Origin of the sequence: Pseudaquabacterium terrae (assembly GCF_013266755.1) — a bacterium.
Classification (GTDB): Bacteria; Pseudomonadota; Gammaproteobacteria; order Burkholderiales; family Burkholderiaceae_C; genus Pseudaquabacterium; species Pseudaquabacterium terrae.
Genome location: NZ_JABRWJ010000008.1, coordinates 1 through 21,806, shown reverse-complemented (window position 1 = coordinate 21,806; position 21,806 = coordinate 1). Strand labels below are relative to the sequence as shown.

The following is a 21,806-nucleotide window of genomic DNA, read 5'->3' as shown; positions in this document are numbered from 1 at the left end:
TCCACTCACCATGAACAGCAGCCTCCTGAGCTACTACGAAGCCATCGAAAAGGCCAGCGCCGACATGCTCGACGCCGCCCGGGCCGGCAACTGGGATCACGTCATCAAGCTCGAAGGAGCTTGTGTGCTGTTGATCAGCCAGCTGAAGAACGCCGCGCGGGGCAACAACCTGAGCAGCGAAGAAAGCCAGCTCAAGTCCCGCATCATGAAGCGCATCCTGGTCAACGACGCCGAGATCCGCCACCTCGCCGAACCGTGGCTCGAGGACCTTGACCACATGATGGCCGGCAAGCCCAAGACGCTGCACTGATCCTCAAGCGCCAAGGAGCGGCGATGGCCTTCATGGACACCCAACCGGCACCGATGGATGCGCTCGAGGGCATCGATCCGTATGCCGCATTCCGCATCGAATCGCCACGCGAAGTGCTGGCGCTGATGCGCCAGCTGATGGAAACGGCGACGCCGATCCACATGAACGCGCCCGGCGGCGTCAGCTTCGCCACGGCGATCTGGACCGTCGATTCGGCCAGCCAGCGCCTGGCCTTCCAGGCCGAGCTGACCAACCCGCACCTGCAGGCGCTGGTCGAGAGCGACGAGGTCACCGCCGTCAGCTACCTCGACGCGGTGAAGCTGCAGTTCGACCTGAATCACTTGATGCTGGTGCGCGGCGCCAAGAGCTGCGCGCTGCAGGCGCAGATGCCGCGCCGGCTGTACCGCTTCCAGCGCCGCCAGTCCTACCGCGTGCGCACCCTCGAGCGCAGCTCGCCGGTCGCGCTGCTGCGCCATCCGGCGCTGCCCGACATCCAGCTGTCGCTGCGCGTGCTCGACGTCAGCATCGGCGGCTGTGCGCTGTGGCTGCCCGAGGACATGCCGCCGCTGGCGGCCGGCCTGACGCTGCACAACGTGCGCTTCGAGCTCGACCCCGACACCCGTTTCAACGCGACGCTGCACGTGCACCACATCAGCTCGATCCAGCCCAATGCGCGCGGCGCGCGCCTGGGCTGCGAGCTGGTCAAGCTCGACGGCAACGCCGAGCGTTCGCTGCAGCGCTACATCGACCAGACCCAGAAGCGGCGCCGGCTGCTGACGGTCGGTTGAAGGCAGCCGCCATGCGCACGACGCGCCGCACGCGCGGCCTGACGCTGATCGAGACGATGGCCGCCGTGGCGATCACCGGCGTGCTGGCCACGATCGCCGTGCCCAGCTACCGCAGCGCGCAGCTGCGCAGCCACCGCGCCGATGCGACCTACTCGCTGCAGCAGCTGCAACAGGCCCAGGACGCCCACCGCGAGCGCCACGGCGGCTACGCCGAGCGCCTCGACCAGCTGCCCGGCTGGAGCGCCGGCCAGAGCCGCCACGGCCACTACCGCATCCAGCTGCAGGGCAGCCCCGACGGCCTGGCCTACACCGCGACCGCGCTGGCCCAGGGCGCGCAGGCCGCCGACACCGAGTGCACCACCGTGACGCTGCGCGTCGAGTGGGCGATGAGCTTCCAAGGACCGCAGCCGGGCTGCTGGCATTCATGAAACACCGTATCGGCCACACCCGTGGTCTCACCTTGATCGAGCTGATGATCGCGATCGCGATCCTGGCCGTGCTCGGCACACTGGCGGCTGCGCCGATGGCCGCGTGGGCCGCTCGCCAGCGCGTGCAGGCCGCCGCCGCGCACCTGGTGGCCGACGTCGCCGAAGCGCGCCACGAAGCGGCGCGCCGCGGCCAGGTGCTGCGCGTGAACTTCACCCAGGGCAGCGCGTGGTGCTATGCGATCACCGTCGACTCCGCCGCCCGCTGCGACAACGCCGGTCACCCGGCGGTGCTCAAGCGCGTCAGCACCAAGGACCACCCCGGCGTGATCATCACGCTGGCCGAGACCTTCGAGCTCGACGGCCGCAGCGGCGCCGCGCTGCAGGCGCCGGCGAGCGTGCAGCTCACGTCGTCTCGCGGCGATGTGCTGCAGGTGCGCATGGGCCGCCTCGGCCGCGCCAGCGTCTGCTCGCCCGACGGCCTGATCAAGGGCGTCGCGCACTGCTAAGCTCCCCGCCCGATGCATTCGGGCGCTGTTGCAAAGGTCCTCTGGGCCTCACCCTGTTCGCTGGTCGGGCTGCTGGTCGTCGCGCTGCTGCTGCCCCTGCGGGCCCGCGCACGCATCGCCGACGGCACATTGCAAGCGACCTGGCGAGACGACGAAGCGGCGTGCGGCGCGCTGGCGCGGCGCCTGCCGTACCGCGCGATCACGCTGGGGCATGTCATCGTCGCCGTGACGCGCGGCGATCTGCAGCGATCACTGGCTCACGAGCTGGTGCACGTGCGGCAGGTCGAACGCTGGGGCGTGTTCTTCTTCCCGGCCTATGCCGCGTCGAGCCTGTGGCAGTGGCTGCGCGGCCGGCGGGCGTACTGGGACAACTGGTTCGAGGTGGATGCGCGGCGCCGCAGCAGCGACGACTCGCGCCGGCGCTGAGTGCTGCTCGCGGCCCCGTTGCGGTCGTTCGGCGCCGCATGCACAGACGGAGCGGGCCAAGGCCACGGGGTACCCGCTGCCGCTCGTGTCCCCCGGTCGCTCCGCTCCCTCCTCCTCTTACCTCGCTGCAGCGGGCACCCCATGTCCTTGGCAACGGCACTGCGGTGGCGTGCGAAGAATCAATTCCAGGGCCGTGCCGGATCAGGACGGCAGGGTGCCCTGTGGAGCGAGGTAAGAGGAGGAGGGAGCGGAGCGACCGGGGGACACGAGCGCAACAGGGCGCCCTGGCGGCCTGATCTCGCTGAGTCTTCAATCGCAATGGCAGCAATGGGCCGCAAGCCGACGGCTATCGCTCCTACCGCGCAGGGTCAAACCTGCATGTTCATGATCTCGGAATAAGCCTGCACCAGCCGGTTGCGCACCGACACCGCAGCCGTGAACCCCAGGCGCGCCTTCTCGGCAGCGACCATCGTTTCTTCCAGGCTGACCGACGAGTTGCCGAGCTGGAATTCCTTCTGCAACGTGCTGGCGTCGTTCTGCGCTTCGCTGACCTGCTTGAGCGCCTGGCTCATCGCGTTCTGGAAGCTGACGCCGCTCGCCGCCTGCGCCTTCTGGGCCGCGGCTGAACCGCCGACGCCACCCGCGCCACCCGCGAGGGGCGTGCCGTCCGGGCGCAGGCCGGCGCGTGCAACGGCTTGGGCGAAATCGAAAGGTTTGAGCTTCAGGTCCATAGGTCACCTCGTGGGTTCTCCACGAGCTGAACTGTAGGGACACGGCCTCGGCAACGATGGCGGGAACTGAAGCCCGAAATGCGGGTTGTTTGCCCCTTGGTCTTCGGGCGGGCTGTCGAACAATCCGTCAACTCGAAGCAGACCGCCCCCCATGGACGCCACCGTCACCCCGATCACCCCGCAGAACGCCGCCGCCGTCGCCGCCGAGGAGTCGACCGGCGCCCTCGCCCGCTTCAACCGGATGCCGGCACGCGCCAAGATGCTGCTCGGCCTCGGCCTGGCCGGCGTGATCGCGGTGCTGGTGTCGCTGCTGATGTGGAAGGACTCGGGCAACCTGGCGCCGCTGTACCCGAGCCTGTCCGACAAGGACGCCGGCGCGGTGATGACCCAGCTGGCCGCGCTGAAGGTGCCCTACCGCGCCGCCGGCGACGGCACGACGCTGCTGGTGCCCGCCGACATGGTGCCCGAGCTGCGCCTGAAGCTGGCGCAAGCCGGCCTGCCCAAGGGCACGACGACCGGCTTCGAGCTGATGGACAACGCCCGCTTCGGCCAGTCGCAGCTGCAGGAGCGCACGAACCTGCAGCGTGCGCTCGAAGGTGAACTGACGCGCTCGATCAGCTCGATCACCGCGGTGCAGTCGGCGCGCGTGCACCTGGCGCTGCCGTCGCAGAACGGCTTCTTTCGCGAGCAGCAAAAGCCCAGCGCCTCGGTGCTGCTGACGCTGCACCCGGGCCGCGCGCTCGACCGCTCGCAGGTCGCCGGCATCGTGCACCTGGTGTCCTCGTCGGTGCCCGAGCTGTCGCCCAAGTCGGTCTCGATCGTCGACCAGAATTCCTCGCTGCTGTCGGCGCCGCCCGACGCCAGCGCGCAGCAAGGCCTCGATACGCAGCAGCTGCAGTACCTGCAGCAGGTCGAGGCCACGTACCTGAAGCGCGTGATCGAGATCCTCGAGCCGGCGCTCGGCCGCGACAACCTGCGCGCCACCGTCACCGCCGAGCTGGACTTCAACCAGGTCGAATCGACCTCCGAAGAGTTCAAGCCGAACCAGGCCGGCGAAGCGACGATCCGCAGCCAGCGCACCAACGAAGCCAACAGCGCGGCCCAAGCGACGCCCTCGGGCGTGCCCGGTGCCGCGAGCAACCAGCCGCCGCAGCCGGCCGCCGCGCCGGTGGTCGGCGCCGCTGCGCCGCTGCAGGCCGCGCAGACGGGCTCCACCGGCGCCAACGGCCGCCGCGAAGCGACCACCAATTACGAGGTCGACAAGACCGTCAGCATGCAGCGCAAGGCGGTCGGCACGATCAAGCGCATCAATGCCGCGGTGCTGGTCAACCACCGCTCGGCGACCGATGCCAAGGGCAAGACCACGACGACCGCGCTGACGCCGGAGGAGCTCGAGAAGCTGACCGCGCTGGTGCAGGAAAGCGTCGGCTTCAACAAGCAGCGCGGCGATTCGGTCAAGGTGGTCAACATCCCGTTCCGCGCGCCCGCGGTGCCGAAGGCCGACGACGTGCCGCTGTGGCAACAGCCCTGGCTGCTCGACCTGGTGCGCGCCGGCGCGGTGCCGGCGGGGCTGGCCGCGGTCGCGCTGCTGCTGGTGTTCGGCGTCGTGCGCCCGGCGATGCGCCAGATCGAGCCGCCGCCGGCGCCGAAGGTGCTGGACGCCGTGGTCGACGACACCCACAAGCTGCCGGCGCCGGAAGAAGTCGTCTCGCTCGAGCCGGCGAAAGCCACCCTGCAACTCGCCAGCGCGCGTAACCTTGCACGCGAGAACCCGGCCGCCGTCGCCAACATCGTGCGCGGCTGGGTCAGCGGCGAAGTGAGCTAACTAGATGATCTGCCAGGTACCGACATCGAAGGGGCGGGCCGAGCGCCGGGCCGCTCCCAAGCCGGCCCGCATCCCCTCGGGGGATCGGCCGCGGTACCCCGCGGACGAGGGGCAGACGTGATGGACGACAAGGGACTCGAAAGCGCGGCAATCCTGCTGATGTCACTCGGCGAGGAAGAAGCTGCCGAGGTCTTCAAGCACCTGGCACCCAAGGAAGTGCAGCGCCTGGGGGAGACCATCGCCAAGCTGAAGATCGTGCCGCGCGACCGGCTCGAAGGCGTGCTCGACAAGTTCAACATCGTCGCCGCCGAGCAGCACACGCTGGTCGCCGACACCGACGAGTACGTCAAGGCGGTACTGAAGAAGGCGCTCGGCGACGACAAGGCCAACCTGCTGATCGACCGCATCCTGCAAGGCAGCGACGTCACCGGCATCGAGAGCCTGAAGTGGATGGACGCCGGCTCGGTGGCCGAGCTGCTGCGCAACGAACATCCGCAGATCGTCGCCGCGATCCTGGTGCACCTGGACTTCGACCAGAGCTCGTCGGTGATCAAGGCCTTCGGCGAGCGCCAGCGCAACGAGGTGCTGGTGCGCATCGCCACGCTCGACGGCATCCAGCCCTCGGCGCTGAAGGACCTGAACGAGGTGATGAGCAAGGTGCTGGCCGGCGGCGAGAAGCTGAAGAAGGCCTCGCTCGGCGGCGTCAAGACGGCGGCCGAGATCATCAACCTGCTCGGCACCTCGATCGAGACCACGGTGCTCGATTTCATCCGCGAAGCCGACAACGACCTGGCGCAGCGGATCATGGACAACATGTTCACCTTCGACGACCTGGGCAAGCTCGACGACAAGGGCGTGCAGGCGCTGCTGAAGGAAGTGCAGAGCGAATCGCTGGTCATTGCGCTCAAGGGCGCGACGCCGGAGATGCGCGAGAAGGTGTTCCGCAACATGTCCACGCGCGCCGCCGAGACGCTGCGCGAGGACCTCGAATCGCGCGGCCCGGTGCGGGTCAGCGAAGTCGAGGCGGAGCAGAAGGAAATGCTCAAGACCGTCCGCCGCCTGGTCGACGAAGGTCAGATCGTGCTCGCCAGCGGAGGCGCAGATGAGTTCCTCTAAATCGAACAACGGCCCGCGCCAGGTGCCGCCGCCGCCGAACTCGCGCGCCGGCAACAACGCCTACACCCGCTTCATCCCGCGCGAGGAGCTGCAGGGCTTCGCGAGCTGGATGCCCAATACCTTCGGCGACAACCCGACGGCGCAGTCCTCGGTGCGCGCCGCGGTGCCCGAGCCCGAGCCGGTGAGCACCGAAAGCGCCGCCGCGATCATCCAGGCGCAGATGCACGCCGCACGCCAGGACGGCTACCGCGACGGTTACCGCGACGGCCTGGTCGCGCTGGAGAGCTTCAAGCAGAGCTTCGCGCAGCAGCTGGCCGGCCAGTTCGGGCTGGTGCTGACGAACTTCGACCATGAGCTCGGTGCGCTCGAGCAGCACATCGCCACCAGCGTCTCGCGCATCGCGACGCAGCTGGCGCGCCAGGTCGTGCGCAGCGAGCTGACCGCGCGGCCCGAGCTCGTCGTGCAGGTGGCGATCGACGCGGTCAACGCGGTGCTGATGAGCGCGCGCCAGATCACCGTCTACGTGCATCCGGAAGACCAGGCGATGATCGCCGGCGGCGCCGGCGAGGTGCTCGCCGCGCGCGGCGCGCGGCTCGTCAGCCAGCCCAACATCGACCGCGGCGGCGTGCTGATCGAAAGCGACGCCGGCACCGTCGACGCGCGCATCAGTGCGCGTTGGAACCAGGCCGTGCAGGCGCTGGGCACGCAGGTGGACTGGACGCCGGGCGACGACTGACCGAGCCGCGGCGGCGCTCAGCTGCCCTCGCCGCCTTGGCGTCGCGGCGCCAGCTTCGCATAACTCACGGCATCGGCCATCCGGTCGTAGCGGAATTCCTCGAACCGGTAGGTGCCGGCGTCGTAGCGAATGTCCAGCGCTGCCAGCAACGATCGCTGCGCGTCGGTCGGCGGCAGGAAGGTCCGCGCCGTCAGGTGCGGACCGCCCCCGTCGAGCTGCGCGGGCCGCGATCGCATCAGGCGCGCATACGCGACGGCGTCGGCGAACCGGTCGTACTGGTAGCCGTGGTAGCGGTAGCGAATGCCGTCGTGGTCGATGCGGAACTCGGCCATCTGGCGCTCGCGTTCCAGCTCCTCCGGCGGCGGGCTGCCGCCTTCGGAGGTGAACGCATCTTCGGCAGCGGCGTCCTGACGCGCTTCGGTCGTCGAGCGGGGCAATGGGGTCATCGTGGCTCCTCGGGATGTGCCTGCACCGTGGACCGGCAGGCCCGCCGCGTCTGTACGCAGGCCCACGGTGGTGCCACCGTCGACTCTGTGCGGTGGCAGACGGTCGGGCGGACAGGCCGCACCCACACTCGCCGGCATGGCCGCTGCCAAGAACGCCCTCATTGCCCAGTTGCACCCGCGGGACCGCCAGGCCCTGATGGCCGCCGGCGAGTCGGTGCAGCTGGCGCTCGGGACCGTGCTGGGCGAGCCGGGCGACACGACGACCCATGTCTACTTTCCCGATGACTGCTTCATCTCGCTGGTGACCGGCGGTGCCGGTGAGCCGAGCATCGAGGTCGGCATGGTCGGCCGCGAAGGCATGCTCGGCACGCAGCTCACGCTCGGGGTCAGCGCGGTGCCGCTGCATGCGCTGGTGCAGGGCGCGGGCAGCGCGCTGCGCATCGCGGCCACGCCGTTCTGCAGCGCGCTGGCCGCGAGCCCGGCGATGCAGCAGGTGTTGACGCGCTACGTCTACGTGCTGATGAGCCAGCTGGCGACGTCGGCCGCCTGCACGCGTTTTCACCAGGTCGAGCCGCGGCTCGCCCGCTGGCTGCTGATGACGCAGGATCGAGCGCACTCCGACAGCTTTCACCTGACGCACGAGTTCCTGGCCCACATGCTGGGCGTGCGCCGCGTCGGCATCACCGGCGCCGCCGGCACACTGCAGCGCAACGGCCTGATCCATTACCACCGCGGCAACATCACGGTGCTCGATCGCGTCGGCCTGGAAGCGGCGGCCTGCAGCTGCTACGCCACCGATCGCCGGACCTACGACGCGACGGTGGGCTGAGATGTCCGCTGGTGCGCGGTCGCGCAAGGTCGGCCTCCTGCTGGCCGGCGCCCTGCTCTGGCTGGCCAGCTGCGGCAGCCTGCCGACCTTCGTGCCCGACCTGGCCCGCCGCGCGGGCCCACCGGTGCAGCTCGCAGCAGCGCACGGTCCGCTGTCGGCGAGCCAGAGCAAGGCGGTGCTCGCGCGCCTGGGCAGCCACGGTCAGCCGACCGGCATCTTCGAGCACCACCTGGCGCTCGAGCAGGCCATCGTCGGCAGCCCGCTGACCACCGGCAACCAGGTGCTGCTGCTGCAGGACGGGCCGAGTACATACCTTGCAATGTACGCGTCCATCGCAGCCGCCCGCGATCACATCCACATGGAGACCTACATCTTCGACGACGACGAGGTGGGCCAGCGCTTTGCGCAGGTGCTGACCGACAAGCAGCGCCAGGGCGTGCAGGTCCGCATCATCCGCGACAGCGTCGGCACGATCGGCACGCCGACGGCCTTCTTCGAGCAGATGGCGGCGGCCGGCATCCGCATGCTCGAGTTCAACCCGATCAACCCGTTGGCCACGGACAACGCCTGGGAGCTGAACCAGCGCGATCACCGCAAGCTGCTGATCGTCGACGGCCACACTGCTTTCCTGGGCGGCATCAACATCAGCAGCGTGCATTCCGGCGGCTCGCGGCGCCCGAGCGCGCGCACCGCGCCCGACGCCCGCCTGGCGTGGCGCGACACCGACCTGCGGCTGCGCGGCCCGGTGGTGGCCGAGCTGCAGAAGCTGTTCCTCGCGACCTGGGCCTCGCAGAGCGACGCGCCGCTGACCGGGGCCAACCACTTTCCGCCCGTGCAGTCCACCGGCACCGAGGTGGTACGCGCCATCGGCAGCTCGCCCGACGACGCCTACAGCCTGATCTACGTCACGCTGCTGTCGGCCATCGGCAGCGCGCAGACCAGCGTGCACCTGACCAACGCGTACTTCGTGCCCGACCCGCAGCTGCTCACCGCGCTCGAGGCGGCCGCTGCGCGCGGCGTCCAGGTGGTGCTGATCCTGCCCGGCCAGACCGACTCCTGGCTCGTCTTCCATGCCGGGCGCGGCTACTACGCCCGCCTGCTGCGCGCGGGCGTGAAGATCCACGAGCGGCGCGGCGTGATCCTGCACTCCAAGACCGCGCTGGTCGACGGCGTATGGGCCACGGTCGGATCGACCAACCTCGACTGGCGCAGCTTCCTTCACAACCACGAGCTGGACGCGGTGGTCGTGGGCACCGGATTCGGCAGCCAGTTGCAGGCGATGTTCGAGCGCGACCTGGCTGCGTCCGATGCCGTCACGCTGGCGCAGTGGGAGCGCCGCCCGCTCGAATGGCGCGTGAAGGAGTTGTTTGCGCGGCTGTGGGAGCACTGGCTGTGAGCGCGCAGCCAGCGCCGCCACCCTCGGTTCGACACCGAACAGACGTGCCCGCCGCCTGGCCGCATACTGCAGCCACTGGACATCAGACCATGACCGAATCCCCGGCACTCGCCGCCAACGCAGCCCGCTACGAGTTGCGCTTCACCGGCCTGTTCGACCGCGGACGCGGATACGCCTTTCCATGCGACGCTCTAGGGCACGTCGACATCGACGAGCTCACCGATCGCTGCCGCACCAACTACGTCATGGCCCAGGCAGTCGTCGGGACGGAGCTGTCGGCGCCCTTCGTGTTGCCGGTGCGCTGACGCACTTCCATCCCTTCACCTCCGTCGATCCGGCACCCCGCGCGGTGCGTACGCAAGCGTACGATCGGGCGGCCCCAGCGAACGCGCAACGCGAGGCCCCTCCGCATGGAACGCCCCCAGATCAGTGACACCGCAGCGCCCCTGGCCGGCAGGGTGGGCAGCGGTGCGACTGCTGCGCAGGTGGCCGACGCGCTGGTGGCGACATGGCAGCAGATCGACGCGGCCCTGACGCCCATCATCGGCGGCCGCGGCGTCGCTGCGCTCTACAAGCGCAGCCTGTACCTCAGCGCGCCCGCCCACCCGTGGCTGGCCGGCATGCACGAGGGCAGTACGGCCGCGATCGATCTCATCGCGCTGCGGTCGGTCGTCTCGCAGCAGAGCGGCGACGAGGCCGTGCAAGGCGGCAACACCTTGTTGCTGACGTTTCACAAGTTGCTCGGCAGCCTGATCGGGCTGTCGCTCACCGAGCGCCTGCTGCGCCCGCTGTGGGCAGACTCTTCGAGCGGCCCGCCCGCACAGGACAGCATCCGATGACATCCAAAGTAACCATCAACCGCCTCGCCACCGGCGTGCCGGGACTGGACGCGGTGCTGGGCGGCGGTCTGCCCGAGTTCTCGTTCAACCTGATCGCCGGAACGCCGGGCAGCGGCAAGACCACGCTGGCCCACCAGATGATGTTTGCGCTGGCGACGCCGGAGCGGCCGGCGCTGTACTTCACCGTGCTCGGCGAACCGCCGCTGAAGATGCTGCGCTACCAGCAGCAGTTTCACTTCTTCGACAGCGAGGCCATCAACCGCTCGGTGCGCTTCATCAACCTGGCCGACGAGACCCAGGAGGGTGATCTCGACAAGGTGTTGAGCCGCATCGTCACCGAGGTCGAGGCGCACGGGCCCGGCCTGGTCTTCGTCGACTCCTTCCGCTCCGTGGTGCTCGCCAGCACGGCTGGCGGCAACCCGCACAACGACCTGCAGCAGTTCGTGCAGCAGCTGGGCATGCTGATGACCAGCTGGCAGGCCACCACCTTCCTGATCGGCGAGTACTTCACCGACAGCGACGCCAACCCGGTGTTCACGGTGGCCGACGGCCTGATCTGGCTGCGCCAGAGCGTGCAGCGCAACTCGATGGTCCGCAAGATGGAGATCATGAAGATGCGCGGCCAGCCGACGCTGCCGGGGCTGCACACGTTTCGCATCGGCAGCGCCGGGGTCGAGGTGTTCGCGCCCGCCGGCCAGGAGGCCGACGTCGCCGCGGTCGCTGCCGCACCCGCCGATGCCCGGCTGCTGACCGGCGTGGCGCCGCTCGATCAGATGCTCGGCGGGGGCGTGCCGCAAGGTTATTCGGTGCTGGTGGCCGGACCGTCGGGGTCGGGCAAGAGCATCCTGGCCGCGTCCTTCCTCGCCGAGGGCGCGCGTTGCGGCGAGACCGGCGTGGTCGCCGTCTTCGAGCCGCACCCGCGCCGATCGCGCAACAGGATCCTGGCCGAGCTGATCGACAGCGGACGCGTCGGGCTGGTCGACAGCCGCGCGCCCGATCTGTCGATCGACGAGATCGTGCAGCTGCTGCTCACCGAGATCCGGCGCCTGCAGGCCAGCCGCGTGGTCATCGATTCGCTGTCGGGCTTCGAGCTGGCGCTGGCGCCGACGTTTCGCGAGGACTTCCGCGAATCGCTGTCGCGCCTGGTCACCGCGCTGGCCGCCGCCGGCGTCACGGTGCTGATGACCTCCGAGCTGGAAGACCGCTACACCGACCTGCGCTTCAGCCCCTACGGCACGGCCTTCCTGACCGACGCGATCATCGTGCAGCGCTACATCGAGGTCGACAGCCGGCTGCTGCGCGTGATGGCCGTCGTCAAGGTGCGCGCCAGCGCGCATTCGGACGAGCTGCGCCTGTTCAGCATCGACGCCGACGGCATTCGGATCGGCGAGCGGCTGACCGACCAGGAGGGCCTGCTCGGCGGGCGGCCGACCCGCAAGCCGGCCGGCGCGCCGCTGCGCACGCCCGGCGGCGCCGACGACGGCTGAGGCGATGCCGTGAATGCGTCCTTCGATCCCGGCGACAGCGCCACGCGCGAGCTGGCCGAGCTGCGCCGGGCAATCGGAGAGGCGCACGCCGAGCTGGCGCGCTTGCGGGCCGACGTGGTCGCGGCGGAAAGCCTGCTCGGCAGCCGCGCCGCGGCCCAGCTGCTGGAGGCCAACGAGCGGCTGGTGGTGTCGGCGCTGCGCGTGCAGACGGATGCCGACACCGCCGCCGAGGCGGCCGCGCTGGCCTTGAAGGAGGCCTCGCGATCGTCGGAGCTCGATGCGCTGACGGGGCTGCCGAATCGCCTGCTGCTGCTCGATCGGCTGGCGCAGGCCATCGCCGGCGCGAAGCGGCGCGGCACGCAGTCGGCGCTGCTGTTCCTGGACCTGAACAACTTCAAGCAGATCAACGACACGCTCGGCCATGCAGTGGGCGATCAGGTGCTGCGGCTGGCCGCCACGCGCCTGGCATCGACGGTGCGCGCCGTCGATACCGTCAGTCGCCACGGCGGCGACGAGTTCGTGATCCTGCTTGCCGAAGTGACCCAGGCCTGTGATGCGATCGCCACCGCCGACAAGCTGTGCGCGGCGCTCGGCGCACCGAGCCGCGTCGGCGACCAGGTGATCCGGCTGACCGCCAGCATCGGCATCAGCCTCTACCCGGACGACGGCGATGATGCCGACACGCTGATCGAGCGGGCCGACGCGGCGATGTACCGCGCCAAGCGGCTCGGGCTGCGCAGCTTCGTCTTCGGGCACGAGGACGTGGCCGGCGCGCCGGACCTCGCGCCGGCGGCGCTGCGCTCGCTGCACCAGCCGCTGGCGCCGTATCAGCAGGCCCGTGCCGAGCATGCGCAGCAGCGCGTTCAGCTGCAGGAGGCCAATCAGAACCTGGTGCTGGCGGCGCTTAGCGCGCAGCAGCTGCAGGCCGCAGCCGAGCAGGCGCACGCGCGGCAGGCGGAAATCCTGGCGGTGGTGGCGCACGAGCTGCGCACGCCGCTGGCGCCGATCCTCACCGCGGCGGCGCTGCTGGGGCGGGGCCGTGCCGACGAGCCGCTGCTGCACTTCGTGCAGGGTGTCATCGAACGGCAGGTGGTCCACATGACGCGGCTGGTGGCCGATCTGCTGGACGTGTCGCGCTCGCACACCGGCAAGTTGCGCCTCGAGCGCCAGGCGGTCGACCTGGCCGTGCTGATCGACGCGGCCGTGCAGGCCTGCCGGCCGGCGATGGATGCGCGGCTGCAGCACTTCGACGTTTTCGTGCCCGCCGGCGCGCTGCGGGTCGATGGCGACCCGGTGCGCCTGACGCAGGTGCTGTGCAACCTGCTCGACAACGCGTCGAAGTACACGCCGGTCGGTGGCGAGATCGGCCTGTCGGTGCAGGCGGCGCTGGAAGAAATCGCCATCACGGTGTCGGACAACGGCATCGGCATCAGCGCCGAGGCGCTGCCCCGGATCTTCGAGCCCTTCGTGCAGGACCGGCACGCCGTCGGCTTCAATGGCGCCGGGCTCGGCATCGGGCTCACGGTGGTGCGCGAGCTGGTCGAGGCGCACGGCGGCGGCGTCATCGCCAGCAGCGCCGGCAGCGGCTTCGGCAGCCGCTTCGTCGTCACGCTTCCGGTGCCCGCTCCTCGATCCACGCCTTGAGCAGCGTGTAGGCGATGGCCAGCACGACCGGCCCGACGAAGATGCCGACCAGGCCGAAGCCGAGCAGCCCGCCGATCACGCCGGCGAAGATCAGCAGCAGCGGCAGGTCGGCGCCGCGCCGGATCAGGATCGGGCGCAGCACGTTGTCCATCGTCACCACTACGACCGATATCACCAGCAGCAGCGTGCCCCAGGCCGTCTCGCCGCTCCAGTAGAGCCAGATCACCGCCGGCACCAGCACCGGCGAGGGCCCGATCTGCGCGATGCACAGCAGCAGCATCACCGCGGCCAGCAGGGCGGCGAAGGGCACGCCGGTGATGGCCAGCCCGATCGCACCCAGGGTGGACTGCACCACCGCCGTCAGCACCACGCCGAGCGCCACGCTGCGAATCGCCTGGCCGGCCAGCTGCACCGCATGCTCGCCGCGCTCGCCGGCCAGGCGCAGGGCGAAGCGCTGCACCGCCGACGCCGCCACTTCGCCGCGCGCGTACATCAGCGCCGAGAGGATCAGCGTGAGCAGGAACTGCACGAACAGGAAGCCGAACTGGCCGGCCTCGGCGACGAACCACTTCGTCAGGCTGCCGGCGTAGGGCAGCAGCCTCGCCGCCAGGCCTTCGACGCCGGCGGCGGCAGCCTGCTGCCAGGCCTGCACGAGCATCGGGCCGATGAACGGCAGGTCGGCCAGCCACTCGGGCGCCGGCGGCATGCGAAAGGCGGAAAACGACTTCAGCCGCTCCCCGATCTCGTCGGCGTTCGACACGATCGTGCCGACGGCCAGCACCAGCGGCACGACGAACACCAGCATCAGGATCACCGTCATTGCCGCGACCGCCAGGCTGCGGCGGCGCCACAGACTGGCCTGCAGCCAGAGCATCGCCGGCCAGGTCGCGACGACGATCATCGCCGCCCAGATCGCGGGGGCCAGGAACGGCCGCAGGATCCAGAACGAGGCGACGATCAGCGCCCCGAGAAAGAGCACGCCCAGCAGCGGGCGCGTCAACTCGCGATCAGGCGACACCACGAGCGTGGCGCGGCGCTACTTCTTCAGGAACCGGGGCCGCGGCGCCACCGCCAGCGGTGCCATTTCGCCCGGAGGCGCCAGCGGCTTGTCGACCGGCGCCTTCTTCGGTTTTTTCGCTTCCTTGTTGCCTCGTTGACCCTTGGACATGACACCCTCCTTGACGGGAATGTTGGTTGGACGCTCAGATCATAAGTTAGCCGGCGAGCAGCACGGCGCAGGCCTTGGCCACGGCCGTCACGCGCTCGGGCGTGCCGGTGCCCGGCATCGCCGCCCAGCCGCCCTTCTCGACGAATTCGCCCTGCGACCAGCTGTCGGTCTTCTTCAGCGTGGCGAGATTCGCCGACGCGTCATTCGCGCGCTGGAACTTGTCGACGCACAGCGGCGCGAGCGCGCCGACGACCGCATCGTTGGCGCGCATCTGCGCCGCCGCCTCGGCCTTGCCGCCGGTGGTCCAGCCGCCCCAGCTGAATCCGATGATCGCCAGTGCGACCGCTCCACCCACCACGCCCCACAGGGCGGGCTTGGTTTCGATGGGAATGTTCATGTCCAACCTTTCACGGAGCGCGAGAGTGCGCTCACTGCGGACCGTGCAGGCGTGCAGACAGTGCACCCCTGGCGGGTTCCGGTGCAGCACGGTAGGGGCGGGAGCGCGCGCCGTCTGTCCGCTGGTGCACATAGGTCGACGGCATTCGCGGCGCCGCTGACCGCTAGGCGGCCGGCTGCAACGGCAGCAGGCGGTCGTATTCCTTCTTGACCACCGCATAGCACTCGCAGGTGCGCTGCTCGAGGCCCGGCCGATCCAGCACCGTGATGTGGCCGCGCCGGTAGTGGATCAGCCCGGCGCGCTGCAGGTTCGAGGCGGCCTCGGTCACGCCTTCGCGGCGCACGCCGAGCATGTTGGCGATCAGCTCCTGCGTCATCACCAGCTCGGTGGCGTCCAGGCGATCCAGGCTCAGCAGCAGCCAGCGGCACAGCTGCTGGTCCAGCGAGTGGTGCCGGTTGCACACCGCCGTCTGCGCCATCTGCGTGATCAGCGCCTGCGTGTAGCGCAGCAGCAGGTGCAGCACCGGACCGGAGCGGTTGAATTCCGCCTTGAGCAGGTGGCCGGGCATGCGAAAGCCCTTGCCCGCACTTTGCACGACCGAGCGGCTGGGCGTGGTTTCGCCGCCCATGAACAACGCGATGCCGACGAGGCCCTCGTTGCCGACCACGGCGATCTCGGCCGACGCGCCATCCTCCATCACGTACAGCAGCGACACGATGGACGTGGTCGGGAAGTACACGTGGGTCATCGCCATGCCGGATTCGTACAGCACCTTGCCCAGCGGCATGTCGACCGCTTCCAGCGACGGCAGCCAGCGGCCCCACTCGGCCGCCGGCAGCGCGGCGAGCAGCTGGTTTCCGCGCGGATCGGGGCCGGAGTCCATGGTGGCCAGTATAGGCAGCGGCATCGCGCCTTTGGTGCGGCAGCGCACGCAGCACCCTGCTTGTGCGCAAGCGCACAGACGCCGACCCGCGGGCGCAGCACCCTCGAGCCATGCACATGCCAGACCTCGACGTCACCCGCGCGAGCAGCGGCGACGACCCACCGGGCCCCGGTCCGGCGGCCTGGACGCTGGCCGGGGCCGGCCTCACCGCGCTGCTGTACAGCCTGGACGCCGCCGATCCGCTGGTGGCGGGCATGGCCGTGCCCGCCGCGCTGGGCCTTGGCCTGGCGGTCTACGACTTCTTCTGGCGTCCGCTGCGTGACGCGCGCGCCGCGGGACGCAGGCGCCATGCCGACGCGGCCGCCGGTGCGCCGCCCGCGTTCGTCGACACGCAGGCGGGATGGCGGCAGCCATCGTCATAGCGTCTGAAAGGAGCGCGTCAATTTCGCGTAGTTCACGGCATCGGCCAGGCTTTCATAGCGAAAGCCCGCGAACCGGAATGCGCCGTCGGCGAATTCGATGCCCAGCGTTGCCATCAGCGCGCGTTGGGCGTCGGTCGGCACGGCCAGGGTCCTGATCTGGCGGAACGGGCCGCCGGCATCGAGCTGGGTCGGCCGCGACCGGACCAGGCCGGCGTAGGCGACGGCCTCCTCGAGCCGGTCGTAGCGGTAGCCGTGGTACTCGTACTGCAGGCCGTCGTAGCCGATGCCGAACTCCGCCATCGCGAGCTCGGGCCGCGCGGACGAAGGGCGGCCACCCAGGGAAGTGAACCTGTCCTCGGCGGCGGCGTACGAGCGCTCGCTGGGCGTGGTGCGGTGCTTCCTGGTCATGGCGACCTCCTGGTTGTCCGAACAATCTGCACCCGCTGGCCGCCCCCGTCTGTGCGCAAGGCCACGCTCGGGCGTGGCTGCGGTCGGGGTGGCCCTAGGCGCCAAACAACACGACGAAGCGTTCCGCCGCCCGCTGCGCGCGGCGGCGGATGGCCGCTTGATCGGGCGGCTGCGCGATGCCCCAGAGCAGCCGCACCTGCAGGTCGCCGATCAGCAGGCCGATGAAGCTCTCGATCGCGTCGGCGCCATCGACCGCGCGCATCCGGCCCGCGGCGATCTGCCGGGCGAAGTAGCGCTGCACCAGCGGCGCCGTGTTCTCGCGGCCGTTGGCCGCCAGCGCTTGGGCCAACTCGGGCGCGAAACGCGCTTCGGCGATCGCCGCGCGGTTGATCGCCAGCGACTGCGCGCCGGTCAGCAGCGTCAGCAGGTGCGTGCCGAAGCGGCACAGCGTGGGCTCCAGCGGCGCGTTGCCATCGAGCGCCGCGACGATGTCGGCATTCATCGCCGCCGCCGCGCGCGCCACCAGCGCAGCGAACAGCGCCTGCTTGGTCGGGAAGTGCTGGTAGAGCGTGTTCTTCGACGCCCGCGCGCGTGTCGCGATCTGCAGCATGGTCGTGTCGCGGTAGCCGTGCTCCTCCATCAGCGCCAGCGCGGCGTCGAGGATTTGATCGCGCCGCGCTGACGTGGCGTCGTCGGCGGTCGGCCCCGCGTCGGGCGGCGCGGCTTGGGTCTTGAGGGGCATCAGCGAAACAAAACGAGACGCAGCGACACGCTGCGCCAGTACCGCATGGTACTAGACTCATTCCCCAAGTACCGATCGGTACTGAATGCCCTTCACCCACCGCGAGACCCCTCATGACGCTGCACCCTGCCCTGCGCTCCACCTTCTGCCTGATGTTGACGTCGACAGCCGCCGCCGCGGCGCTGGCCGGTGCCGGCCAGCCGGCGATGCGCGAGCGCATCGACCGCGAGATCGACGACCTGGTCCAGGTCGCGCGCGCCGCCCCGGCGGTGGACACGCGTGCGTTGCAGGACCTGCCGGCGCCGGTGCGGCGCTACCTCGCCTACACCGGCGCCGACCGTGCCCCGGCCGCCCGCTTCGCGCGCTTTCGCTTCGAAGGCGAGGTGCGGCTGCCGCTGCTGGGCAGCGCGAAGGGCGTCACCCGGGCCACGCCGTGGATGACGACGCGCGGCGAGCAGTACATGGCGCTGTCGGCCGAGGGCCTGGGCTACGTGTGGGACAGCGTGTGGCAGCAGGGCCCGGACATCTCGATCGACGTGCGCGACCTCTACGCCCGCGGCGACACGCACATCTGGGCGGTGCGCAACGACGGCCGCGTGATGGTCGACGAGCGCCACGACGACATCAACCGCACCTACATGATCCGCTTCTTCGCCGAAGCCACGCAGTCGCCGACGATGCTGCTGCCCGGGCGCCACCTGCGCTGGGAAGCGGTCGACGAGCAGCGCGCCCGCGCCCACGTGAAGGACGGCGCGCTGGCCGCCAGCATGGTCTGCAGCTTCGCCGCCGACGGTGCGCTGACCCGCTGCGAGAGCGATCACCGCAAGCTGCGCTTCGCCGGCGAGGTGCCCGAGCGCTGGGTCGGCGCGCGCTGGGTGATGAACCGCGGCGACTACCAGGCCTTCGGCCCCTTGCGCGTGCCGACGACGATGAACGTGATCTGGCAGCTGCCCGAGGGTGACTTCGAGCAGGTGCGGGCGAAGACGCTGGCGGTGGATTTCGATGTCGCCGAGCGTTACCCCGCCACGGCACCCGCGCTGGCGGCGAAGTGAACGGAGCGCGGCGATGACCACCGAGATCCGCTTCGAGCTCAACCGTCGCCCGGTGCAGCTGCAGGCCGACCCGCAGATGCCGCTGCTGTGGGCGCTGCGCGATCGGCTGCAGTTGAAGGGCACCAAGCCCGGCTGCCTGCAGGGGGTCTGCGGCGCCTGCACCGTGCACCTGGACGGCGCGCCAGCCCGCGCCTGCCAGCTGCCGCTGGCGGCAGTCGCCGGCCGCGCGGTGATCACGATCGAAGGCCTGGCGGAACCCCTGCGCGCGCGCCTCGAAGCCGGCTGGACAAAGCACCAGGCGCTGCAATGCGGCTATTGCCAACCCGGCCAGGCGATGACCTGCGCGGCGCTGCTGAGCGCGCCGGCAGCGCCGTCGGCCGAGGCGATCGAAGCGGCGCTGGCCGGTCACCTGTGCCGCTGCGGCACCGGGCCGCGGGTGGTGAAGGCGGTGCAGTCGGCGCTCGCCGCGCCGCGCGGGAGTGCTGCATGACCTCGCACGAGGCGATCAAGCTCAGCCGCCGCGCGCTGCTGGTCAGCGGCGCCGCCGGCAGCGCCGCGGTGCTGTTCGGCCTCGGCGGGCTCGGCGGCGCCGGCGCGGCGGGCGCGCCGCCGCGCCGCATCAATGCCCTCGTGCGCTTCGAGGCCGACGGCGCCATCACGCTGGTCAACCCGGCGATCGAGATGGGCCAGGGCAGCTCGACCGCGCTGGCGCAGGTGCTGGCCGATGCGCTGGATGCCGACTGGCGCCGCATCCGCGTCGAGCCGGCGCCGTATGGCGACGACTACGGCAGCCCGCACTTCGGCATGCGCCTGGTCACCGCCGACAGCGCGTCGACGCGCGCCTTCTGGCCCGTGCTGCGCGAAGCCGGCGCGCAGGCGCGCGCGGTGCTGATCTGGAATGCGATGCAACGCTGGCAATGCGCCGCCGACGCCGTGCACACCGAGGCCGGCCAGCTGCTGCACCGCGACGGCCGCCGCATCGCCTATGCCGACCTCGCCCCACAAGCCGAGCTGCCGGGGCTGCTGGCCAACCTGCCGAAGCCGGCGCCGGCGCCCTCACGCCTGGTGGGCCAGGCGCTGCCGCGGATCGACCTCGTCGACAAGCTCGCCGGCCGCGCGGTCTATGGCGTCGATGCGCGCAGCGAGGGCGCGCTGGTCGCCGTGCTGCTGCCGCCCGAGCGGCTCGGCGCGAAGCTGCTCGAGCCCGGTGACGCCGCGGCCCGCGCGCTGCCCGGCGTCGTCAACGTGCTGCCGCTGCCGGGTGAATCGGCACCGATCGCGGTGGTTGCCCGCGACACCTGGTCGGCACTGCAGGGGCGCGCGGCGCTGCAAGCCCGCTGGAGCCCGCCGGCCGAGCTCTACGACAGCGAACGGGCGCTGCAGCGCTTCGCCGACATCGCCCGCCAGGGCGCGCCGGACGCGCACGTCGTGCGCCAGACCGGCGCGGCCGGGCACGCGCCGCCGGCCCCCGCGCGGCGCCTGCAGTCGCTGATCCTGAGCCGCCATGTCACGCACGCGGCGCTGGAGCCGATCAACGCCCAGGCGACGCCGGCCTGGTTGAACCAGGGCGCGGACATCGTCGCGTCGACCCAGGCGCCGAGTCTCGACATGCGCCGTGCGGCGCAGACCGCGAAGCGCCCGCCGCCGGTCTTCGCGGTGCAGTCGACGCTGGTCGGCGGCGCCTTCGGCCGGCGTGTCGACAACGACGCCGCCGGCGCGGCCGCCTGGCTCGCGCTGCAGCTGAAGGCCCCCGTGCAGGTGCTGCAGTTCGTCGGCGACGACGTGGCCCACGGCCAGGTGCGCACGATCGCCGCACAGCAGCTGGAGGCCGATCTCGACGACCAGGGCCGCATCACGCGCTGGCTGCACCGCACCGTCGGCAGCGCCACCACCGCCCGCATGTTCCCCGAGCGCTTTCAGAAGGAAGGCTTCGACCAGACCCTCGTCGACGGCTCCGAGCACGCCTACGACATCCCGCAGCAGCGCATCGAGTCGATCCACCGCCCGCTGCCGGTGGCCTGCGGCTTCCTGCGCGGCGTCGGCGCCGGCTTCAATGTCTTCGGCATCGAGACGCTGGTCGACGAAGCGGCCGCGCTGGCCGGCCGCGATCCGCTGGCCTACCGGCTGGCGATGTTGCGCGAGCCGCGCGCGCGGCGGGTGATCGAGGCGCTCGGCGATCACACGCCGGCGCCCGGAACGGCCGCCGGCCATGCGTACATGGGTCTGCGCAGCTCGCACATCGCGCTGCGCGCGCTGGTCACGCGCGATGCGGCCGGCCACCCACGGATCGAACGGCTGCAGTTCGTCGTCGACGCCGGGCTGATCGTCAATCCCGAGCTGGCGCGCACGCAGATCGAGGGCGCGGCACTGATGGGCTGGTCGATCGCCCGCCAGGAGGCGCTGGACTTCGTCGACGGCCGCGCCGTGCAGCGCGCGCTGGCCGACTACACCATCACGCGGCTACCCGAGCTGCCGCCGCACATCGACTGCCGCTTCATCGACGCGACCCAAGGCGAGCCGCGCGGCGTCGGCGAGATCGCGCTGCCGCTGGTCGCCCCAGCGGTGGCCAACGCCTGGGCGCGGCTGACGGGGCGGCGGCTGCGCGCGCTGCCGCTGCTGCGCGGGTGAGTCCATCTCTTCAATGAAACAGACCCGAATGTCGTTTCACGGCCCGTTGCGGTCGTTCGGTGCGCGCGTTCGTCGTTGGCTTGCGGCGTATGGAGCGACAAAGGCACGGGCGGGCAGGCCGCAGCGCGCGAATCCGGCGGTCGGCCCCTGGGGGGCCGACTTCCCGGGCTTGAGCGGTTCGGGGGCGCGCCGTCCATTTAGCTTCGCTCGCTGCGCTCGCTTCGCACAGCGCCGGCGAGTCAGTCTACGAAGCTCGCTTCGCTCGCCGCCCCCGAACCGCTCAAGCCCGGCGCCTCCCACGCGCGCTGCGGCCTGCCCGCCCGCGCCTTTGCGAGTCACCGAGGACTTCAGAAGGACGCACGCCACCGCTGATGGGCAAGTCGGAGTGCAGGCACGGTGGGCCGCGGAAAGCGTCTAGGAATTCGAAGGACCGCACGCCACCGCAATTGCAGGAGAGCGGCTCGGGGTGCGGGCACGGCGGGCCGTGGGAGGCGGTGAGGACCGGAAGCCCGGGGGCGGCGAGCGCAGCGAGCTTCGTAGACTGACTCGCCGGCGCTGTGCGCAGTGAGCGCAGCGAACGAAGCTAAATGGACGGCGCG

26 protein-coding genes are annotated in these 21,806 nt (G+C 70.7%); 18 read left to right on the top strand and 8 right to left on the bottom strand.

Annotated elements, in window-relative coordinates; all coding sequences use genetic code 11:
* The first annotated feature begins 10 nt into the window (after positions 1-10).
* The 5 genes from HLB44_RS24685 to HLB44_RS24665 are packed head-to-tail and all read left to right on the top strand — an operon-like array spanning position 11 to position 2,458.
* Entirely contained in the window at positions 11-310 is a 300-nt protein-coding gene (locus HLB44_RS24685) for a flagellar protein FliT (RefSeq protein WP_173128763.1), read from the top strand.
* Between the two features lie 23 nt (positions 311-333).
* Positions 334-1,098 (top strand): flagellar brake protein, encoded by a 765-nt coding sequence (locus tag HLB44_RS24680; protein ID WP_173128760.1) that lies wholly within the window; start codon positions 334-336, stop codon positions 1,096-1,098.
* Between the two features lie 11 nt (positions 1,099-1,109).
* A complete protein-coding gene (locus HLB44_RS24675) occupies positions 1,110-1,526 on the top strand; it encodes a type IV pilin protein (RefSeq protein WP_173129931.1) in 417 nt (138 codons plus the stop codon).
* Complete coding sequence (locus tag HLB44_RS24670; RefSeq protein ID WP_173129928.1) at positions 1,523-2,032, top strand: GspH/FimT family pseudopilin; 510 nt, start codon at positions 1,523-1,525, stop codon at positions 2,030-2,032. Before HLB44_RS24675 ends, HLB44_RS24670 begins: the two co-directional genes overlap by 4 nt.
* A gap of 12 nt (positions 2,033-2,044) precedes the next feature.
* Positions 2,045-2,458: an eCIS core domain-containing protein gene (locus HLB44_RS24665; RefSeq protein ID WP_173128757.1), complete on the top strand. Its 414-nt coding sequence runs from the start codon at positions 2,045-2,047 to the stop codon at positions 2,456-2,458.
* 368 nt (positions 2,459-2,826) lie between these two features.
* On the opposite strand, the gene fliE is transcribed toward HLB44_RS24665, so the two are convergent.
* On the bottom strand, positions 2,827-3,189 hold the full coding sequence (fliE, locus tag HLB44_RS24660; RefSeq protein ID WP_173128754.1) for a flagellar hook-basal body complex protein FliE: 363 nt from the start codon (positions 3,187-3,189) through the stop codon (positions 2,827-2,829).
* Between the two features lie 151 nt (positions 3,190-3,340).
* Here fliE and fliF point away from each other — a divergent pair, with 151 nt between their 5' ends.
* The 3 genes from fliF to HLB44_RS24645 all read left to right on the top strand — a co-directional run bounded on the left by fliF (position 3,341) and on the right by HLB44_RS24645 (position 6,866).
* Entirely contained in the window at positions 3,341-5,014 is a 1,674-nt protein-coding gene (fliF, locus tag HLB44_RS24655; protein WP_173128751.1) for a flagellar basal-body MS-ring/collar protein FliF, read from the top strand.
* A 120-nt stretch (positions 5,015-5,134) separates the two neighbouring features.
* Complete coding sequence (gene fliG, locus HLB44_RS24650; RefSeq protein ID WP_173128748.1) at positions 5,135-6,130, top strand: flagellar motor switch protein FliG; 996 nt, start codon at positions 5,135-5,137, stop codon at positions 6,128-6,130.
* Entirely contained in the window at positions 6,117-6,866 is a 750-nt protein-coding gene (locus HLB44_RS24645; protein ID WP_173128745.1) for a FliH/SctL family protein, read from the top strand. The genes fliG and HLB44_RS24645 overlap by 14 nt, the downstream gene beginning before the upstream one ends.
* Before the next feature lie 17 nt (positions 6,867-6,883).
* On the opposite strand, the gene HLB44_RS24640 is transcribed toward HLB44_RS24645, so the two are convergent.
* Positions 6,884-7,312, bottom strand: a complete 429-nt coding sequence (locus tag HLB44_RS24640) for a hypothetical protein (protein ID WP_173128742.1) — start codon at positions 7,310-7,312, stop codon at positions 6,884-6,886.
* A gap of 136 nt (positions 7,313-7,448) precedes the next feature.
* Here HLB44_RS24640 and HLB44_RS24635 point away from each other — a divergent pair, with 136 nt between their 5' ends.
* The 6 genes from HLB44_RS24635 (at position 7,449) to HLB44_RS24610 (ending at position 13,507) form a co-directional block, all read left to right on the top strand.
* Complete coding sequence (locus tag HLB44_RS24635; protein ID WP_173128739.1) at positions 7,449-8,141, top strand: Crp/Fnr family transcriptional regulator; 693 nt, start codon at positions 7,449-7,451, stop codon at positions 8,139-8,141.
* Position 8,142: 1 nt separating this feature from the next.
* On the top strand, positions 8,143-9,537 hold the full coding sequence (locus HLB44_RS24630) for a phospholipase D-like domain-containing protein (protein WP_173128736.1): 1,395 nt from the start codon (positions 8,143-8,145) through the stop codon (positions 9,535-9,537).
* Positions 9,538-9,626: 89 nt separating this feature from the next.
* Positions 9,627-9,842: a hypothetical protein gene (locus HLB44_RS24625; protein ID WP_173128733.1), complete on the top strand. Its 216-nt coding sequence runs from the start codon at positions 9,627-9,629 to the stop codon at positions 9,840-9,842.
* Between the two features lie 180 nt (positions 9,843-10,022).
* Positions 10,023-10,376, top strand: coding sequence for a hypothetical protein (locus tag HLB44_RS24620; protein ID WP_217283804.1), 354 nt, complete (start codon positions 10,023-10,025; stop codon positions 10,374-10,376).
* Positions 10,373-11,863, top strand: coding sequence for an ATPase domain-containing protein (locus HLB44_RS24615; protein WP_173128730.1), 1,491 nt, complete (start codon positions 10,373-10,375; stop codon positions 11,861-11,863). Before HLB44_RS24620 ends, HLB44_RS24615 begins: the two co-directional genes overlap by 4 nt.
* A gap of 9 nt (positions 11,864-11,872) precedes the next feature.
* Positions 11,873-13,507, top strand: a complete 1,635-nt coding sequence (locus tag HLB44_RS24610) for a diguanylate cyclase domain-containing protein (RefSeq protein ID WP_173128727.1) — start codon at positions 11,873-11,875, stop codon at positions 13,505-13,507.
* On the opposite strand, the gene ydiK is transcribed toward HLB44_RS24610, so the two are convergent.
* From ydiK to HLB44_RS24595, 4 genes are all read right to left on the bottom strand, one after another.
* Complete coding sequence (gene ydiK / locus HLB44_RS24605) at positions 13,470-14,507, bottom strand: AI-2E family transporter YdiK (protein ID WP_217283803.1); 1,038 nt, start codon at positions 14,505-14,507, stop codon at positions 13,470-13,472. The two genes, HLB44_RS24610 and ydiK, sit on opposite strands and share 38 nt — an antisense overlap.
* Positions 14,508-14,543: 36 nt before the next feature.
* Positions 14,544-14,675 (bottom strand): hypothetical protein, encoded by a 132-nt coding sequence (locus HLB44_RS37970; protein WP_281375227.1) that lies wholly within the window; start codon positions 14,673-14,675, stop codon positions 14,544-14,546.
* Between the two features lie 46 nt (positions 14,676-14,721).
* Entirely contained in the window at positions 14,722-15,072 is a 351-nt protein-coding gene (locus HLB44_RS24600; protein WP_173128707.1) for a hypothetical protein, read from the bottom strand.
* 163 nt (positions 15,073-15,235) lie between these two features.
* Positions 15,236-15,955 (bottom strand): Crp/Fnr family transcriptional regulator, encoded by a 720-nt coding sequence (locus tag HLB44_RS24595; protein ID WP_173128704.1) that lies wholly within the window; start codon positions 15,953-15,955, stop codon positions 15,236-15,238.
* Between the two features lie 110 nt (positions 15,956-16,065).
* Here HLB44_RS24595 and HLB44_RS24590 point away from each other — a divergent pair, with 110 nt between their 5' ends.
* A complete protein-coding gene (locus HLB44_RS24590; RefSeq protein ID WP_173128701.1) occupies positions 16,066-16,377 on the top strand; it encodes a hypothetical protein in 312 nt (103 codons plus the stop codon).
* On the opposite strand, the gene HLB44_RS24585 is transcribed toward HLB44_RS24590, so the two are convergent.
* The gene (locus HLB44_RS24585) at positions 16,372-16,785 is read right to left on the bottom strand and encodes a hypothetical protein (protein WP_173128698.1); all 414 of its coding nucleotides are present in this window, start codon (positions 16,783-16,785) and stop codon (positions 16,372-16,374) included. The genes HLB44_RS24590 and HLB44_RS24585 overlap by 6 nt on opposite strands.
* 94 nt (positions 16,786-16,879) lie before the next feature.
* Positions 16,880-17,527, bottom strand: coding sequence for a TetR/AcrR family transcriptional regulator (locus HLB44_RS24580; protein WP_173128695.1), 648 nt, complete (start codon positions 17,525-17,527; stop codon positions 16,880-16,882).
* A gap of 113 nt (positions 17,528-17,640) precedes the next feature.
* Here HLB44_RS24580 and HLB44_RS24575 point away from each other — a divergent pair, with 113 nt between their 5' ends.
* From HLB44_RS24575 to HLB44_RS24565, 3 genes are read left to right on the top strand one after another with little or no spacing between them, the layout of a single operon-like run.
* A complete protein-coding gene (locus HLB44_RS24575; protein ID WP_173128692.1) occupies positions 17,641-18,579 on the top strand; it encodes a DUF6544 family protein in 939 nt (312 codons plus the stop codon).
* A gap of 13 nt (positions 18,580-18,592) precedes the next feature.
* Positions 18,593-19,069, top strand: coding sequence for a (2Fe-2S)-binding protein (locus HLB44_RS24570; RefSeq protein ID WP_173128689.1), 477 nt, complete (start codon positions 18,593-18,595; stop codon positions 19,067-19,069).
* On the top strand, positions 19,066-21,207 hold the full coding sequence (locus HLB44_RS24565; RefSeq protein WP_173128686.1) for a molybdopterin cofactor-binding domain-containing protein: 2,142 nt from the start codon (positions 19,066-19,068) through the stop codon (positions 21,205-21,207). The genes HLB44_RS24570 and HLB44_RS24565 overlap by 4 nt, the downstream gene beginning before the upstream one ends.
* Positions 21,208-21,806: the final 599 nt, after the last annotated feature.